Source organism: Parafrankia sp. Ea1.12, assembly GCF_900465275.1.
Lineage (GTDB): Bacteria > Actinomycetota > Actinomycetes > Frankiales > Frankiaceae > Parafrankia > Parafrankia soli.
In genome coordinates this window covers 21,546-36,810 of record NZ_UBIZ01000511.1, presented here as the reverse complement: position 1 = coordinate 36,810, position 15,265 = coordinate 21,546, and the positions used below count along the sequence as shown (strand labels likewise).

The following is a 15,265-nucleotide window of genomic DNA, read 5'->3' as shown; positions in this document are numbered from 1 at the left end:
TGTCCGGCTGGTTGTCTGGCCGATTCGGGGGGCGGGGCATGACGGGTTACGTCTGGCGGCGTTCGGTGGCCGCCTTGTCGGCGCTGGGCGGTGTACTGATCCTGGCCTGCTGGCTGCTGACCGTCTTCACACCGGTGCCGGTCCTTGTGCCGGTGGCCGTCGTGACCGGCCTTGCCCTCCTGCAGTACCTGGTGGGGCCGCGGGTCGTGGAGTGGCTGGCCCCGGCCCGCGAGCTGGAGCGTGGCGCCGACGGATATCTCAGCGACGAGCCGGTCGCCGCGATCGTCGCCCGGCAGTGCCGGAACGCCGGCATTCCGCTGGTCCGGCTCGGCATCGTCGAGGACGGCGACCCCAACGCGTTCACCTTCGGCCGGACCAGGCGGGACGCACGTATCTGGATTTCCCGCGGGCTGCTCGACCGGCTCAACGACCGCGAGGTCGAGGCGGTCGTCGCGCACGAAATCGGGCACATCAGGAATCGGGACTTCGCCGTGATGACGGCGCTGTGCGTGGTGCCGACCCTCATGTACTACGCGGCGTCCGGCACGCGCAACGGCGACCAGTCCGGGGACAATGACCCGGTCAGGCTGATCGGGTCCGCCGCCTACCTGCTCTCCGAGCTGGCGCTGCTGAGCTTCTCCCGTGCCCGTGAGCTGGGTGCCGACCACGCCTCCTGCGCGCTCACCGGGGACGGCGACGCGCTGTGCTCCGCCCTCGTCAAGATTGTGCACGGGATGGGGGAGCGGGATCAGGATCTCGCCGCCCGCGTCCACGTGCTTCGGGAGAACGACGAGAAGAGAGCGGCCCGTCGGCTGGCTCGCCGGGAGAACAGGGTCCGGGCCGTCGGAGCCCTCGGCATCGCCAGCAGCGGCTCGGCGCCGTCCGTCGGCCTGATCGCCCTGGAGCTGCCCCCCGAGCGTCTCGTGCGGGCGTTGCGCTGGGAGGTCACCAGCCCCTGGGCACGCTGGCTGGAGATCCTCTCCACCCACCCCCTCGTCTCGACCCGGATCGCCGCGCTGGAGGCGAGCGGCCTGCCCGGCGCGCCCCGGCAGTGGCGGGGAGCCCGGAGCGCGGCGCGCGGGAGCGCCGGCGAGCGGGTCCGGGCCCGCGGGCAGTTCCTGGTGGAGCTGCCCGTGTACTTCGGTGGCTGGATCTGCCTGGGTGCCGCGCTGATCCTCGCCCGCCGCGGGCCCGACCACTACGACCTGGGCTTCCTCGCCGGACTGGTGACGGCCGCCGGTGCGCTGCTGCTGATCCGCGCGGGCCTGCGGGCGCCGCTGGGCACTCCGGAACCGGTCGGACGGCTCATCGAACTGCTCGACCGGCTCGACGCCGGGCCACTCGGTGCGATACCGGTCAGCCTGCGCGGGACGATCGTGGGCCGGGGCGGGTTCGTGACCTCGCCCGACCTCGTCCTCGCGGACGCCAGCGGGACGGTGCCCGTCGTGTACCGCCACCCGGCGCCGGGAGGGCGGATCCTGTTCGCGCTGACCCGGGCCCAGTCCTTCGTCGGAGACGAGGTGGTGGTGACCGGGTGGTATCTGCGCGCGCCCCATCCGTACGTCGAACTGCGCACCGTGACCGGCGCCGAGGCCGGAACCGTCCGGTGCTGGCTTTTCGCCGCACGCTATCTGCTGTCCGCCGCGGTGCTCCTCGCCGGAGCCCTGCTGTTCGTGTACGCCCCCTGAGCCCGATCCTCAACCCGGCCTGGTGTGGTGTGGATGATGCGCCGCGACAGCGGATGTCTCGACGGACGTCAGCGGGACAGTCCGGTCGCGCGCAGCGGCCGGAAGAACGCGCGGATGTCCGCCACCAGTAGTTGCGGTTCCTCTGCCGCGGCGAAGTGGCCACCACGGCTCATCCGGGTCCAGTGCACGAGGTTCGCCTCGCGCTGCGCGAGGGCGCGTGGCACGTGCGTCAGCTCGTATGGGAACACGGCGATGCCCGTCGGTGACTCCAGGACGGGCCGACGGTCGTGCGAGGGGGTCCACGGCCGCTGGAACGAGTCGGCGTAGAACCGCAGCGAGCCGCTGACGGTGCCGGTGAGCCAGTAGAGGGCGAAGCTCGTGATGAGGTCGTCCTTGGTGAAGCGGCGTTCCACGTCACCGCCGCAGTCGCTCCACGCCTGCCGCCGCTGCACCATCCAGGCGGCCAGGCCGACGGGAGAGTCCTGCAACGCCCAGGCCAGGGTGCGGGGTTCGAACGTGTGCGTCAGGAAGTGCGTGAGGTTGAGTGCCGCGGGGCGCTGCCTGTCGAAGTCGGCGACTTCCTCCGGCGCGAAGTCGTCCCGGCTCACCCCGCGCAGGCTCTTCCGCCCAGACCGCGGTGCGCAGCCGGTCGCCGAGCACCGCCAGCCGGTCCTCGCTGATGTGGATGCGAAAAGGCTCGACTGCCACGTGTTCACCCTCCGGCCACGATTACCAGGTGAGAAGGCCGGCGGTCAGCTGACGGTGAGGCCGTTGTCCATGGTGTAGACGGCACCGGTCACCGAACGGGCCTCGCCGGAGGCGAGGAAGGAGAACAGCGTGGCGATCTCCGCCGGCTCGGCCAGGCCGCGCAGGCCAGCCATGCGACGGGAAAGGTCGGGGTCCATGCCGGCCGGGAACGTCATCGCCGACGCGATGTTCGTGTTGGTGCCCGCCGGGGCGATGGCGTTGACGCGCAGCGGCGTCTTGAGGAACTCGACGGCCAGCGCCCGGGTGAGCTGGATGACGCCACCCTTGCTCATGCAGTAGGCGGCGGAGTAGGGGAGCCCCTGGATACCGGCGTTGGAGGCGATGTTCACGATGTTGCCACCCGTCTCCAACAGGTGCGGAATGGCGGCCTGAGCCAGGAAGAAGTAGGCGTCGAGGTTCACGCCCATCACCCGTCGGTACTGCTCCAGAGTCACCTTCGTGGTGTGCTCGGCCAGGTAGATACCGGCGACGTTGCCCAGTACGTCCAGCTGCCCGAACTCGTCGACGCACGCGGCCACCGCCTCGGCGCACGCAGCCGGGTCGCTGACGTCAGCCTGGCGGACCGACACCGTGCCCGCGGTGAGCGCCTTCGTCTCGGCCAGCCGGCCCTCGTCTATGTCGAGGGCCAACACCGCGGCGCCTTCCCTCGCCAGCCGGATGGTGATCGCCCGGCCCATGCCTGATCCGGCGCCGGTGATGAGGGCGACCTTGCCCTCGAACAAATCTGTCACGACTGACATCCCTCGTTTGGTAGATGGCCACAGGGCGCTGGGTCAGGGCAGCGGTCAGGACGACCGTTGATCGACGAAGATGCCGGGCTGGCCGGCGTGGATCTCGATCCACTCGGCGCCCTCGTCACCGGCCCGCCAGGCATAGAGAAGGTCGGGCGTGAAGAAGCCCATGCCGGCCCCCACGTGCCGCCTGCCGAAGATCAGCTCGCCGCGGAGGACGTAGTTCAGCTGATGGGTACCGTGCCGATGGGGCTTGACCTTCTCTCCCGGCGCGGCGGTCTCATGGTAGACGCACAGTTGCGGGGACTGGAGAATCGTCCTGGTAACCAGGTCGCGGCCGAAAAGGTCCAAGTACTGCCGGGTTTCCTCGGAATCCCCCATGATATCCACGTTGGTACGGCCCGGGAGCTCGTTGACGTCGAAGAAGAACTGCCGAGGCCTCTCCTCTTCGCCGTTCCGGTCGGCGTCACCGTCCATCAGAACGCTCCTTCCGGTTCGATTCGTGACCATCAATGGTTATCTGACGGTCAGACTGGCGTAGCTGCTTCGGTAGTAGAGGAGCGGAGCGGCACCCTTGTCGTCGACCGCGAGATCGCAGACCTTCCCGACGACGATGGTGTGGTCGCCGGCCTCGTGGAGAGTCTCGATGCGGCAGTCGATCCACGACGCGACGCCGGGCAGGATCGGGGCGCCGGACGGCGCGGGCCGCCAGGGGACGCCGCGGAAGCGATCCTCACCCCGCACGGTGAACCGGCGTGACAGTTCCTCCTGGCCGTCGGCGAGGACGTTCACGCAGAACCGGCCCGCGGCCCGGATCGACGGCCACGTGGTGGAGGTGTGCGCCACGCAGAACAGCACGAGCGGAGGAGCGAGCGACACCGAGCTGAACGAGTTGGCCGTGAGACCCACCGGACCGCCCGCCGGGTGCGACGCGGTGACGACCACGATTCCCGTCGCGAACGTTCCAAGCGCGTTCCGGAAGGCGTTCGTGTGGTCGTCGGTGTGGTTCGGGGGCCGTGTGCCGCTCATGTCCCCGGCCCCGCCTTCCGCAGGACGGGTTCCAGGCGGTCGGCCATGACCGCGTGGCCGTCGTCGCCGGGGTGGACGCCGTCGGCCAGGAGTGACTCGTCCAGCAGGGTCTCGCCGTGAACGAGGGTGAGTGACGGGTCGCCGCCGTCGATGCGTGCCTGGACGAGGGACGCCATCGCGACCCGTAGATCGTCGAGCGTGGCGCCGACGCGGTTGGGGGTGGTCTCGGCGTCCGGGCGGCGGATCGGCGTGGTGACCACGACCGGCGTGTCCGGGTGCCCCTGCCGCACCACGGTGAGGAAGACGTCCAGCCCGGCGCGCAGCAGTTCGGCGGTGTGCGGGATCGTCGACCAGCAGTTGGTGCCGTAGCTGATGCTGATCAGTGCCGCCGGGACGCTCGCCAGGTGTTCGGCGGAGGGGATCTCGCCGCGGGCGGCGCCGGCGTAGCCGAGGTTGCAGACGTCGAGGCCCAGCCGGCGGCCCAGCCGCGCGGGCCAGGACGAGCCCGCCGAGCTGGCGACCCAGCCCTCGACGATGGAGTCACCGTAGGCGAGCCAACGTGGACGGGGCGGTCCCGGTTCGAGGGAACCGCCGACCGGGGTGAGTGAGAGCACGGTCGGGCGCATGCGTTCGGGCAGGTACACGGTCGTCGTCCGCGTGCCGGCGTTCAGGGGCAGCTCCACGGTGCCCTCGCCGTGGACGGCCGGGGCGGTCGCCAGCAGTGAGTCGCCCACCCACATCTCGAAGGTCTGGCCGACACCGACACCGACACCGACGCCGGGGCCGCGTGGGCCGCGGGCGTCGCACTCGGTGCGATACGCGACGACCACCGCCTCGGCGTCGCCCTGTAACTCGAGCCGGACTCCGACCGGAATGGAGGCCGCCTGCCAGGTTCCGCCCGGCAGGCGCGGCGCGTCCGCGGTAACCGCGCGCGGGTAGGAGATCTCCGGCGTACCAGCGAACGGGCTACCCCGGAGAAATATAAGTGGATCAAGCAACGGCATCACGACCTCGCATTCACCGTTGCGCGGCCCGGATGCCTGACGCTTCGAGACCGCCGCATTGTTCCGTATCTGGAACAACCATCTTGCGTTCAGGAACGTAACGACCTGGGAGTGGGGGTGTCAACCGGGCTGGGTTAGGGCTGGAGTTCGGGTCGAGCTGTCTGGCTGCGACCCCGTTGACATCGACGGAGCGGCACTTATGGTGGTCACTGTACCAACCACGCCGTTTGCTATAACAAACGAGGCCGCCGTGAAACTGGATCTGCTGTACGAGGTGGACGTCCCGAAGCCGTGGTCGAAGCCCCATCCCCACGGGCAGCGCGAGGCCGAGCAGGCCGCCTACCGCGAGGCCATCGCCCAGATCCGCCTTGCCGACGAGATGGGTTTCCACACCTCCTGGCACGTGGAGCACCACTTCCGCGAGGGGCGGTCCCACTGCTCGGCGCCCGAGGTCCTCATCGGGGCGCTCTCGCAGGTCACCGAACGGATCCGGCTCGGCTTCGGGGTGACACTGCTGCCGCCCGCGTTCACGTCACCCGTGCGCGTTGCCGAGAAGGTCGCCACGGCCGACGTCCTGAGTAATGGGCGCGTCGAATGGGGGACGGGCCGCTCGACCCCCATGGAACAGACCGCTTTCGGTGTCGACATCCCGCAGAGCAAGGATCAGGTACGTGAGGCGATCCAGGCCATTGTCGAGGCCTGGGAATCCGAATACTTCTCGTTCGAGGGAAAACACTGGCGATTCCCCGCGGCGGGCAACGTCCCCGTCCGCATGGTCACCCCCAAGCCGATGCAGGATCCGCACCCACCCTGCTGGATGGCGGCGTCGAGCACGGGCAGCGCCCAGGCCGCCGGCGCCATGGGCCTCGGCCTGCTCTCGCTGTCGATCATGCGGCCGCTGGAGCAGATGGCGGAGACCATCCAGCTCTACCGGCGGGCCGCCGCCGCCGCGCAGCCGATCACCCGCGTGGTCAACAACCGCGTGGCGGCCTACACGCTGGTCCACTGCGCGGACACGATGGCCCAGGCCGAGGCGAACGGGATCTGGGACGCCACCTGGTGGTGGTACAGGAACCTGGCCGAGTTCACGCTGGAGTGGGAGTTCCCGCACGCCTCCGAGCAGGAGCGGGAGAAGATGTTCCCGATCCTCGAGCAGCGGCGGAACGCGCCGCCGGATCCGAGGCAGTTCAGCGACGCCGACATGATCATCGTCGGTGATCCCGACGAGTGCCTGCGCAAGATGCTCCGCTACGCCGAGCTCGGGGTCGACCGGCTGCTCTGCTACGTGCAGTTCGGCCGGCTGTCCCACGAGGCCGTGATGCGCACCATCGAGCTCCTCGGCACCCACGTCATCCCCGAGCTCGAACGTCGCGAGGTCCAGGTCTCGACCTCGGTGACCGCCACCTGATCCCGACGATCCCGATCGCAGGCAGAGGCAGAGGCAGAGACATCGGCAGCGGCAGCGGCGGAGGCAGGAACGATGACACGGTTGGATGAATCGGCGATCCCCGACTACCCCGGGCTGCTGCGCCTCGACGGACGGGTGGCGATGGTCGTGGGGGCCGGTCAGGGCAACGGCCGGCACACCGCCCACGCGCTGGCGTCGGTGGGAGCCAGGGTCGCGTGCGTCGACGTGGATCCCGATCTCGCCCGCGAGATAGCGGCCGAGGTGGGTGGCTTACCCTGCGTCGCCGACGCGCGCCGGCGCGACGACGTCGAGCGTGTCGTCGCGGAGACCCTCGCGGCCTACGGGCGCCTCGACGCCGTCGTCGACATCGTCGGCATGGCCCTGTGGTCGACGCTGCTGGAGGTGACGGACGAGGACTGGGACGCGACCTTCGGACTGGTGCTGCGGCACGCCCACCTCATCACGCAGATCGTGGGCCGGCAGATGGTGGCCGCCGGCGGCGGGGCGATGGTGTTCACCGCCTCGGTCAGCGGCCTGACCAGCGCGCCCAACCACGCCGCCTACGGAGCGGCCAAGGCCGGCCTGCTGTCCCTCGTGCGCACGGCGGCCGTCGAGCTCGGCCCGTCGAACATCCGGGTCAACGCCGTCGCACCCGGTTCCATCCGGACGCCGCGCCTCATGCGCGCACTACAGGCACGGGGGGACGTCCCCCCGCCGCCGGCGGTGGAACCGCTGGGCCGTTCGGGCGAGCCGCGCGACATCGCCGGCGCGGCCCTGTTCCTGTGCTCCGACCTCTCCCGGCACGTGACCGGCCAGACCCTCGTGGTCGACGGCGGAGCCACCGCCCGCTTCGCCTACATGGGCTCCGGACTGTCGTCGACGGTGCTGCCCTCGACTGCGCCGCCCTCGACGGCCACGCCGTCATGACCCGGGACGGGGCGGCCCTCGAGGAGGACGGACGCGCGGAGCCGGTCAGGGCGCTGGGCCGCGCGTTCGACCTCACCGGCCGGGTGGCGATCGTGACCGGGGCGGGCCACGGCATCGGCCAGGGCGTAGCCCGGGTGCTGGCGGCGGCCGGCGCCGTGGTGGTGTGCGCGGACGTCGACGCCGGGGCCGCGGGGGCGACGAGCGAGGAGATCGCCGCCGCCGGCGGGTCGGCGGCGCCGGCCGCCGTCGACGTGTCGCGCCGAGACCAGGTCCACGACCTGGTGCGCGCGGCGGCGTCGGAACACGGACGGGTCGACGTGATGTGCAACAACGCCGGGATCATCATCGACGTCCCGGTGCTCGATCTGTCCGAGGAACAGCTCGACCGGGTGCTGGCCGTCAACCTCAAGGGCGTGCTGTTCGGGTGCCAGGCGGCCGGGGCCGTGATGCGGAGCCAGCGGGCGGGCAGCATCATCAACATGGCGTCGGGTGCGTTCGACACCGCCCCCGCCCGCCTGGTGGCCTACTCGATCTCGAAGGCGGGGGTGGTCCAGATCACTCGTACGCTGGCGAAGGAGCTGGGTCCGGACGGGGTCCGGGTGAACGCCATCGCGCCGGGTCTGGTCGAGACCGACATCACTCGCCGCCACTACACCGCCGAGGACGGGACCGTCGATGAGGACAAGCGCGAAAGATTCCTGGGACGGAGCCGGGATCTGGCGCCGCTGCGGCGCATCGGGACGACGGAGGACGTCGGCCACGCCGCGCTGTACCTGGCATCCGAAGCCGCCCGGTTCGTCACGGGCCAGGTCCTGCGGCCCAACGGCGGCGTGTCGATGCCATGACGTGACCGCGCGGCGCAGGCCCGCCTGATGCCGCGGCCCGCCCCGGGGGTCGAGCGGACCGTTGCGCTCATCACCTTCCTGAGCCAGCATCCCGGCCGGCCTTTCGGCCTGTCGGAGCTGGCCCGGCGGCTGGAGATGAACAAGGCGACCGCCCACGCGATGCTCGCCACCCTCAGCGACGCCGGCTGGCTGCTGCGCGACCCGGAGGACAAGACCTACCGCCTCGGGCCCGCCCTGGTGGCCGTCGGCGACGCGGCCGCCGGATCCGGGCGTCAGGCCCTCGAGCTCGCGCGACCGCACATGCGCCGGCTCAGCGACGAGCTCGGTGTCCAGGCGGTGGCGAGCTCCGTCATGGGCGAGGACATCCTCGTCCTCGCCGTCGAAGGGCACGCCGCGACGCCCGTCGGGTTCGGATCAAGGCCCGGTAACCGGGTTCCGCTGTCGCCGCCGCTCGGGACGGTCTTCATCGCCTGGTCCGACACCGAGACCGTCGAGCGGTGGCTGCGCCGGCTGAGCCCCCGTCCCGACGACCACCGGCTCGGCATCTACCGCGACGCCATCAAGACGATCCGGCTCCGCGGGTACACGGTCGCACTCGACGACGACCGGCACCACAGCCTGGCCCGGGCGCTGAGAACCTTCGCCGCGGGCGACGGCGACGCCGAGGTCCGCGCCGCGGTCGAACGCGTCATCCAGGCCCGGGGCGTCGACGACGACTACCTGCTCGTCGACCTCGGCGGCATCGAGTCCTACCAGCTCAGCCTGATCGGGGCGCCGGTCTTCGACGGCGCCGGCCGGGTGTGCCTGGCGGTCACCCTCGCGGGCTTCCCGCACCGCCTGAGCCCACAGCAGGTCGTCCCCTACGGCCGGCGGCTGACCGCGGCCACCACGGCGATCACCCGGGAGATCGGTGGACGCCCACCCAACCAGGCGGGGAGCTGACCCTGGGCCCGGCGCCGCCCCCGCTCCGTTACCGCCGGCGCGGGAACAACGTGCCTTGATGGTCAGCCCGCGGCCGGGTACCAATGCCGGGGCAGGGGGCCGGACACCCATGCCGCGACAGGGAGAGACGATGGGCTTCTACGACGATCAGGTGCTTCCCCGGTTCATCGACCTTGCCCTGGGCAGGCACGTGGAGACCACCCGGGCCCGGGTGGTCTCCGGGCTGACCGGCGAGGTCCTGGAGATCGGGTTCGGCTCCGGGCGCAACCTGCCCCACCTCCCGCCGCAGGTCACCCGGCTGCTCGCCGTGGAACCCGCGGTGGTCGGTCGCAGGCTGGCCGCCGGTCGCCTCGCCGCCACCGCCGTCCCGGTCGAGTTCGTCGGTGACGACGGCCAGCGGCTCCCCGTCCCGGACACGTCGGTCGACCACGTACTGGTCACCTGGACGCTGTGCACCATCCCGGACGTCGAACGCGCGCTCGGTGAGGTGCGCAGGGTGCTGCGCCCCGGCGGGACGCTGCACTTCGTCGAACACGGCCGTTCGCCGAGACCCGGTGTCGCCCGGTGGCAGGACCGCCTCACTCCCCTCTGGGGGCGGTGCTTCGGCGGTTGCCATCTGAACCGGCCGGTCGACAGACTGATCGAGAACGCCGGGCTCACTCTCGACACCATCGAGACCTACCGGATGGGCGGGCCCGAGTTCTTCGGCTTCGCCTACGAGGGCATCGCGTCCAAAGCGGACTGACAGCGGTGGTCGGCGCGGTCCCGGGCAGCGCCCGGTAGGGCCGCCGACACCGGATCAGTCGAAGACAATCACCTGACGGCCAACGACGTCACCGCGGGCGAGTGCTCCCAGGTTATCGTTGATGTCCTCGAACTTGACCGTGGTGACGGTGTGTCTGATCTGCCCCGCCGCGGCAAGGGAAAGGACTTCGGTGAGGTCGTTGTAGTTTCCCCAGAACGATCCGAAGTAGGAGAGTTCGGTGCCCACGATCACGTTAAGTGGTACCTCTACCTTGGTACCCATGAGTCCCACCGAGGCAACTGCTCCCTCGGCCGCGAGAATCCCGAAGTCGAGCGCGATCGACGCGGGGGCACCAGCGCAGTCCAGGATCGCGTCGACCGTCCGCCGTCCGGTGAGCCTCTCCAGGTCGTCCTGTACCTGACTGGAGCTCAGGTCACGGGTGTTCACGGTGTGATCGGCACCGTTGCGTCGGGCGAGCTCCAGCTTCTCGTCGGTGCGGGAGAACGCAACCACGGTGGCTCCACCGCCGAGCAGCTTTGCGTACTGCACGGCGTAGCTGCCGAGTCCGCCGATGCCGGCGACCACCACGGTGCGCCCCGGTCCGAGTTTTCCAGCCGCCCGCAGTTTCTTCACCCCGCGGTAGGGAGTCAGCCCGGCGTCGGTCAACGGCGCGAGATTCTCCGCCTTCTGGTCGCCGCCCGGCACCCGGACCAGGTGCCGATGGGGAACCACCACGTATTCTGCGAAGCCACCGGGCGGGCCGAATCCGATCCATCCACCGGTCCCGGTGCACAGTTGTTCATTGCCCGCATGGCACTGGCGGCACGTTCCGTCTCCCCACCCCGGGTTGACCACCACCAGGTCGCCTTCGGACAGGCCCGCCGAACGCGGTACGGCAGAGCCGATTCCGGCCACGCGACCCGCGACCTCGTGCCCGGGTACGGCCGGGAACTCCATCGGTGCGGCCGGCTGGAAGTAACCCTCGAGCAACTGGTGGTCGCTGCGGCAGATCCCGGCCGCCGCCACCTTTATCAGGACCTCGCCCGCCCCAGGAGCAGGCACCGGAATCTCCTCGAGCCGCAGCGGCTCATGGTACCCATGCATTCGGGCCGCTTTCATCAGCACAGCGATCTCCTTCGCTCCGCCGGAACATGCGTTGTTCTACCCCGAGTTGCCAGTTCCAAGCGTGCGCGCGTTCCAGGCAAATTACGCGCTTTCGGGGAAGTTTTTCACTCGATCAACCGTCAGAACTAACTACGCTTATCTATTTGCCCAGGTCGGGGCATAGTTGCTGATCGTGATGGTTGCGGAGAGGGTCGAATCTCGGCGAATGATCTGTCGCCCGTTTCGTGGGCGTCATCCTGGCAGTGGCTGCAGGGAGATACGGGCTGTGGTATCAGACAGCATGTCCGAGTGGGACGAGACTCTCTATGCGGGTAGCGCCGAGTTCTACGCCGCCGGGCGCCTGCCCTATCCGCTGGCGCTTGCCGAGGTTCTGCGCGCCGAGGACCTGCCAGGCGGGCTCGGTGCCTTCCGGGTCGTCAGCTTCGCCCAGTCCTTCCACTGGCTCGACCGTCCCAGGGTCGCTGCCGCGGTCCGCCGGATGCTGGTACCGGACGGCGGCATGTGTGTGTTCGTCCACGCCACTACTCACGAGGGCGTTCCCGGTGACGACGTGCTGCCGCATCCCCGGCCGCCCCGGGAGGCGATCGCCTCGCTCGTCCGCGACTACCTCGGCCCGCTCCGGCGGGCGGGGCGAGGTGTGCTGCCCCAGGGCACCCTTTCAGGAGAGGGCGACATCTTTCGGGCGGCCGGGTTCCAGGAACCCACTCGGCTGGACGTGGCCGGCGGGCTCGTCGTCGAACGCAGCGCCGACGAGACGGTCGCCTCGGTGTTCTCGCTGTCCAGCGCGGCCCCCACCTGTTCGGTGACCGGCGGGGGGGCGTTCGAGCGTGACCTGCGCGGACTTCTGCGGGAGACCTCGGCGACCGGCCGGTCCTCCGAGCGCACCCGTGACATCAGCTCGAACTCCGGCGACCGTCACCATCGTCTCGCGCGCGCCCCGGCGGGAGCGTCCACCCACGTCAGCCGGTCGTGCCGTCGGCGCAGAGGCGTGGGCGGGCGACCTGGAACCCGGTGCCCGTGGGGTTGACCTGGACGAAGGCGTAGCAGTTGAGCGCCCCGGTCCGGTTCGTGGCCAGGTCGACGGGTTCGATCAGGCCGCCTGCGTCGTAGTCGGACACTGACCGCAGCGCGTTGATGAATCCGTCGCGGGTGGGGCAGTCACCGGCGAGGTCGAGTCCGCGCACGAACATGTCGGCGTAGATGTACGCGTTCATCGCGAACTGCTGGTCTGGCTGCGTGGCTTCCGGCGCGTAGCGGACCATCGCGGCGCGGTACCGGTCGATGGCCGCGCCGCCCGCCTCGAAGGGGCGGAAGTACGCGGGGATCGAGACGCCCGCGAGTGCCGGGCCCAGGGTGGGCAGCAGGCCCTGGTCGTACCCGGTGAACGAGACGGTGGTGGCGAGGTTCAGGTTCGCCGTACGTACGGCGCCCATGATCTCGGCGAGATCCTCGGTGGTCGTGAAGCCAACCAGCGCATTGACGCCGGAGGCCGCCAGCTGCTGGGCCACGTGGGCCGGGCTGTCAACGCTGTGCGCGTAGGAGATGGTGTCGGTCACGGTGAGCCCGACCGACTCGAAGGCGCTCTTGTACATCTTGATGACATCCAAAGTGGACGCCGACGACCCCGTGATCACGACGCCGACCTTGCTGCCGCCGCTGTCCCGGAGGTAGCGGCCGATCGTGACCGGCGAGGCCTGGTACATGGTGGAGAACATGTTCTGGTACTCGGCCCAGGTCGGCAGACCGAACCCGACGACGGGAACATTCTGCTTCGCCAGGTCCGCCGGTGCGCTGCCGAAGGCGGTGGTGATCGTCACGAGGCCGAAAGCACTGTCGCCGCGGAGGAGCTCCTGGACGACGCGGGCGTTCTGGGAGGGGTCGTTCGCGTCGTCGCGCCACTGGTAGACGATCTTCCGGCCGTGTACCCCGCCCTCCTCGTTGGCCAGGCCGAACCGGGCGTCCGCGCCGGCTCGGGCCGAGGCGAACGCGGCACTGCCCACGCCCGAATCGGAGTACACCAGGCCGAGGTTCACCTCACCGGGGGTGACGCCAGGGCTGTCGCACGCCGCGGCGCTTGCCGCCCCCGGTGCCGAGGAGCAACTCGTGACTGCCGCAACGAGAACCGCGGCAGCCACACCGAGTAACCGTGTCGTTCTACCTAAGTGCACCCGTACCTCCACGATGGATAGCCGCGGACGGTGGAGGGCGCCGGTGCGGTGCACCAGCTTCTCTCCTGCCGTCGGTGAGGTCATTTCTCTAGCTCATTTAGACGATGTTGCAGCTCAGGATGGTAGCGACCGGCCCCGCTCGGCGTTCCGAGGGGCGGGCCGGGCTCGCCTTCGAGGCGGGAGTGGAGGCGCGAGGGCGATTGGCCCGGCCGCGTGATTTCCGCGCCGACTCGTCGGCGGGACTCTCTCCGCAGCGGACTTCGTCAACAGTAGTGACCGCTAACCCTTGGGCGATTTGGTCATATAGGAAGACTTTGTCCGGGAAGCGTCATCTCTCGGCGTCAGCCGGCTGAGGGTGTCCGGCGTACGGTCGAGAGCTGGTCGGGGACGGCAAGCCTGCCGAGGGGCCGCACAGGGGCGGGATGTGCTCGACCGCCTGACCGCTCTCGCGCTGATCGCACGGTGGTCACTCCTCATCCCGGACCGTCACTCCGGTAAGTCGTTCGATAATCACTATCCGTACATCGCGCATGTCGGCTCCGTTCCAGACCCGACCAGCCCGTGACGGCGCGAGCGGTGCGACTCCGGCGCCGCTGGGCGTATTCGTGCTGCGGGGAGCCGACTGAGCGGTCAGTCGGCCGGTGCTTGGATGCGGCTCCAAGAAGGTCCAAGTCGCGCTTTTGCTGTGCAAGAAATTCGGCGCGGAATAATTCAGCGGCCGGCTCTCGCTCTCTCGCCAGGCCGCGGTTGGTAGGCAATTCCATCTCTCCGGCGAGGAAGAAGGCGATGGCGAAAAAGTCCCTACGGCCCCCTTGTTCACGGCGCTCGTCCTGGGTCGCGCTGGCCGTCACACTGCCAGGAACCGCATACGCGTCAACCACTATCACGGTGCGTAGCCCCGGTGCCACGGCTGGGTCGGGCTCGGTCAATTCGGAGAGCGTGAGCAACGCGAACTGCCGGACCGATGGTGACACCGACGACGTGGTCTCCGGTGTTGGGATCAACCAGACTGTCGGTACCGGAACAGCGCAGAGCAATCTGCACGTCAAGGGAATCGTCCCCTTTGACGGAACTGCTGAGTACGTCGCCCCCGGTTACTCGGCCGGGAGCGTCGTCACTGATGCGACGCAGGCGCGAGCCATCGGCGGCACAGGTGGGTCGGGCGGCGGCCTCGATGCCGCATTCGGTTCCACCAGCGAGGTCACGCGGTCCGCGCGCGGCGGCGAGGGCCAGCCTGAACGTGGCCGGGACCGAGCTGGGCCGCTGACTGTTCGATCGTGGCAGCGTGGCGCAGGTCCGTGGGACAGGCCTCGCTCCTGCGGGTACCAGGCTGGGATGAGTACTTCGACCTTGGCGAGGACGAGTGCGGCCACGGCGGCCGCCGCCGGCGTCGGCACGGTGGCAACCAGGCCCGACTCGGCCTGGTACCTGTCGCTGGACAAACCCGGGTGGCAGCCGCCCCGGGCGGCGTTTCCCGCGGTCTGGACACCGATCTACGCGTTGATCGCCTTCGCCGGCGCGCGGGCGCTCGACGGCAGCACCGACGACGACCAGCGGAAGCGGCTCCGGCGCTCGTTCGGGATCAACCTTGCCCTGAACGCCGCCTGGACGCCGCTGTTCTTTCAGGCCCGACGCCCGCGCCTCGCGCTCGCGGAGATCCTCGCGCTGGACGCGGCCAACGCGACCCTCGTGGCCAGGGCCTGGCGGGCCGATCGGCCGGCCGGGGCGGCGCTGTTGCCCTACCTCGCCTGGACCGGTTTCGCCACCGCGCTGAACGCCGCGATCGCCGCCCGCAACCCCGGCCACTGACAGAGCGGACACTCTCTCGGGCCGGGGCCCGTCGGTGAAAATCCGGGTTACGTGTCGGTCCACCGCCGTCCCTGCT

The 15,265-nt window shown here is 70.0% G+C and carries 15 protein-coding genes; 8 read left to right on the top strand and 7 right to left on the bottom strand.

The window, feature by feature from the left end; all coding sequences use genetic code 11:
- Positions 1-38: 38 nt before the first annotated feature.
- Entirely contained in the window at positions 39-1,688 is a 1,650-nt protein-coding gene (locus FMEAI12_RS30225) for a zinc metalloprotease HtpX (protein WP_112108711.1), read from the top strand.
- A 68-nt stretch (positions 1,689-1,756) separates the two neighbouring features.
- On the opposite strand, the gene FMEAI12_RS30220 is transcribed toward FMEAI12_RS30225, so the two are convergent.
- The 5 genes from FMEAI12_RS30220 to FMEAI12_RS30200 form a co-directional block, all read right to left on the bottom strand.
- Complete coding sequence (locus FMEAI12_RS30220) at positions 1,757-2,296, bottom strand: hypothetical protein (RefSeq protein WP_235014821.1); 540 nt, start codon at positions 2,294-2,296, stop codon at positions 1,757-1,759.
- 144 nt (positions 2,297-2,440) lie between these two features.
- The gene (locus tag FMEAI12_RS30215; RefSeq protein WP_112108724.1) at positions 2,441-3,187 is read right to left on the bottom strand and encodes an SDR family NAD(P)-dependent oxidoreductase; all 747 of its coding nucleotides are present in this window, start codon (positions 3,185-3,187) and stop codon (positions 2,441-2,443) included.
- A 54-nt stretch (positions 3,188-3,241) separates the two neighbouring features.
- Positions 3,242-3,664 (bottom strand): cupin domain-containing protein, encoded by a 423-nt coding sequence (locus FMEAI12_RS30210; RefSeq protein ID WP_071062331.1) that lies wholly within the window; start codon positions 3,662-3,664, stop codon positions 3,242-3,244.
- 39 nt (positions 3,665-3,703) lie between these two features.
- Positions 3,704-4,216, bottom strand: a complete 513-nt coding sequence (locus FMEAI12_RS30205; protein WP_112108710.1) for a flavin reductase family protein — start codon at positions 4,214-4,216, stop codon at positions 3,704-3,706.
- The gene (locus FMEAI12_RS30200; RefSeq protein ID WP_146776797.1) at positions 4,213-5,220 is read right to left on the bottom strand and encodes an SGNH/GDSL hydrolase family protein; all 1,008 of its coding nucleotides are present in this window, start codon (positions 5,218-5,220) and stop codon (positions 4,213-4,215) included. The genes FMEAI12_RS30205 and FMEAI12_RS30200 overlap by 4 nt, the downstream gene beginning before the upstream one ends.
- A 250-nt stretch (positions 5,221-5,470) precedes the next feature.
- On the opposite strand from FMEAI12_RS30200, the gene FMEAI12_RS30195 reads away from it, so the two are divergent.
- From FMEAI12_RS30195 to FMEAI12_RS30175, 5 genes are all read left to right on the top strand, one after another.
- Positions 5,471-6,628 (top strand): LLM class flavin-dependent oxidoreductase, encoded by a 1,158-nt coding sequence (locus FMEAI12_RS30195; protein WP_235014818.1) that lies wholly within the window; start codon positions 5,471-5,473, stop codon positions 6,626-6,628.
- A 72-nt stretch (positions 6,629-6,700) separates the two neighbouring features.
- Positions 6,701-7,555 (top strand): SDR family NAD(P)-dependent oxidoreductase, encoded by an 855-nt coding sequence (locus tag FMEAI12_RS30190; protein WP_112108707.1) that lies wholly within the window; start codon positions 6,701-6,703, stop codon positions 7,553-7,555.
- Positions 7,552-8,400, top strand: coding sequence for an SDR family NAD(P)-dependent oxidoreductase (locus FMEAI12_RS30185; RefSeq protein ID WP_112108706.1), 849 nt, complete (start codon positions 7,552-7,554; stop codon positions 8,398-8,400). The genes FMEAI12_RS30190 and FMEAI12_RS30185 overlap by 4 nt, the downstream gene beginning before the upstream one ends.
- Before the next feature lie 27 nt (positions 8,401-8,427).
- Complete coding sequence (locus FMEAI12_RS30180; protein ID WP_112108705.1) at positions 8,428-9,342, top strand: IclR family transcriptional regulator; 915 nt, start codon at positions 8,428-8,430, stop codon at positions 9,340-9,342.
- Between the two features lie 130 nt (positions 9,343-9,472).
- Positions 9,473-10,087 (top strand): class I SAM-dependent methyltransferase, encoded by a 615-nt coding sequence (locus FMEAI12_RS30175; protein WP_112108704.1) that lies wholly within the window; start codon positions 9,473-9,475, stop codon positions 10,085-10,087.
- Between the two features lie 54 nt (positions 10,088-10,141).
- On the opposite strand, the gene FMEAI12_RS30170 is transcribed toward FMEAI12_RS30175, so the two are convergent.
- Positions 10,142-11,206 (bottom strand): NAD(P)-dependent alcohol dehydrogenase, encoded by a 1,065-nt coding sequence (locus tag FMEAI12_RS30170; protein ID WP_165938540.1) that lies wholly within the window; start codon positions 11,204-11,206, stop codon positions 10,142-10,144.
- Positions 11,207-11,477: 271 nt separating this feature from the next.
- Between FMEAI12_RS30170 and FMEAI12_RS30165 the strand changes: the two genes are divergently transcribed.
- Positions 11,478-12,239 carry a class I SAM-dependent methyltransferase gene (locus tag FMEAI12_RS30165; protein WP_200835463.1) on the top strand — a complete coding sequence of 254 codons (762 nt, stop codon included), beginning with the start codon at positions 11,478-11,480 and terminating at the stop codon, positions 12,237-12,239.
- Here the strand turns inward: FMEAI12_RS30165 and FMEAI12_RS30160 are convergent.
- Positions 12,172-13,380 (bottom strand): ABC transporter substrate-binding protein, encoded by a 1,209-nt coding sequence (locus FMEAI12_RS30160; RefSeq protein ID WP_112108723.1) that lies wholly within the window; start codon positions 13,378-13,380, stop codon positions 12,172-12,174. The two genes, FMEAI12_RS30165 and FMEAI12_RS30160, sit on opposite strands and share 68 nt — an antisense overlap.
- A gap of 1,335 nt (positions 13,381-14,715) precedes the next feature.
- Between FMEAI12_RS30160 and FMEAI12_RS30155 the strand changes: the two genes are divergently transcribed.
- On the top strand, positions 14,716-15,189 hold the full coding sequence (locus tag FMEAI12_RS30155; protein WP_112108702.1) for a TspO/MBR family protein: 474 nt from the start codon (positions 14,716-14,718) through the stop codon (positions 15,187-15,189).
- The last annotated feature ends 76 nt before the right edge of the window (positions 15,190-15,265 follow it).

What these genes read in the sequence shown, in the direction of transcription:
- FMEAI12_RS30210 (WP_071062331.1), bottom strand. Translation starts at nt 3,664, where the DNA reads ATGGACGGTGACGCCGACCGGAACGGCGAAGAGGAGAGGCCTCGGCAG.
- FMEAI12_RS30200 (WP_146776797.1), bottom strand. Translation starts at nt 5,220, where the DNA reads ATGCCGTTGCTTGATCCACTTATATTTCTCCGGGGTAGCCCGTTCGCT.
- FMEAI12_RS30190 (WP_112108707.1), top strand. Translation starts at nt 6,701, where the DNA reads ATGACACGGTTGGATGAATCGGCGATCCCCGACTACCCCGGGCTGCTG.
- FMEAI12_RS30155 (WP_112108702.1), top strand. Translation starts at nt 14,716, where the DNA reads ATGAGTACTTCGACCTTGGCGAGGACGAGTGCGGCCACGGCGGCCGCC.
- FMEAI12_RS30180 (WP_112108705.1), top strand. Translation starts at nt 8,428, where the DNA reads ATGCCGCGGCCCGCCCCGGGGGTCGAGCGGACCGTTGCGCTCATCACC.
- FMEAI12_RS30170 (WP_165938540.1), bottom strand. Translation starts at nt 11,206, where the DNA reads ATGAAAGCGGCCCGAATGCATGGGTACCATGAGCCGCTGCGGCTCGAG.
- FMEAI12_RS30225 (WP_112108711.1), top strand. Translation starts at nt 39, where the DNA reads ATGACGGGTTACGTCTGGCGGCGTTCGGTGGCCGCCTTGTCGGCGCTG.
- FMEAI12_RS30205 (WP_112108710.1), bottom strand. Translation starts at nt 4,216, where the DNA reads ATGAGCGGCACACGGCCCCCGAACCACACCGACGACCACACGAACGCC.
- FMEAI12_RS30185 (WP_112108706.1), top strand. Translation starts at nt 7,552, where the DNA reads ATGACCCGGGACGGGGCGGCCCTCGAGGAGGACGGACGCGCGGAGCCG.
- FMEAI12_RS30175 (WP_112108704.1), top strand. Translation starts at nt 9,473, where the DNA reads ATGGGCTTCTACGACGATCAGGTGCTTCCCCGGTTCATCGACCTTGCC.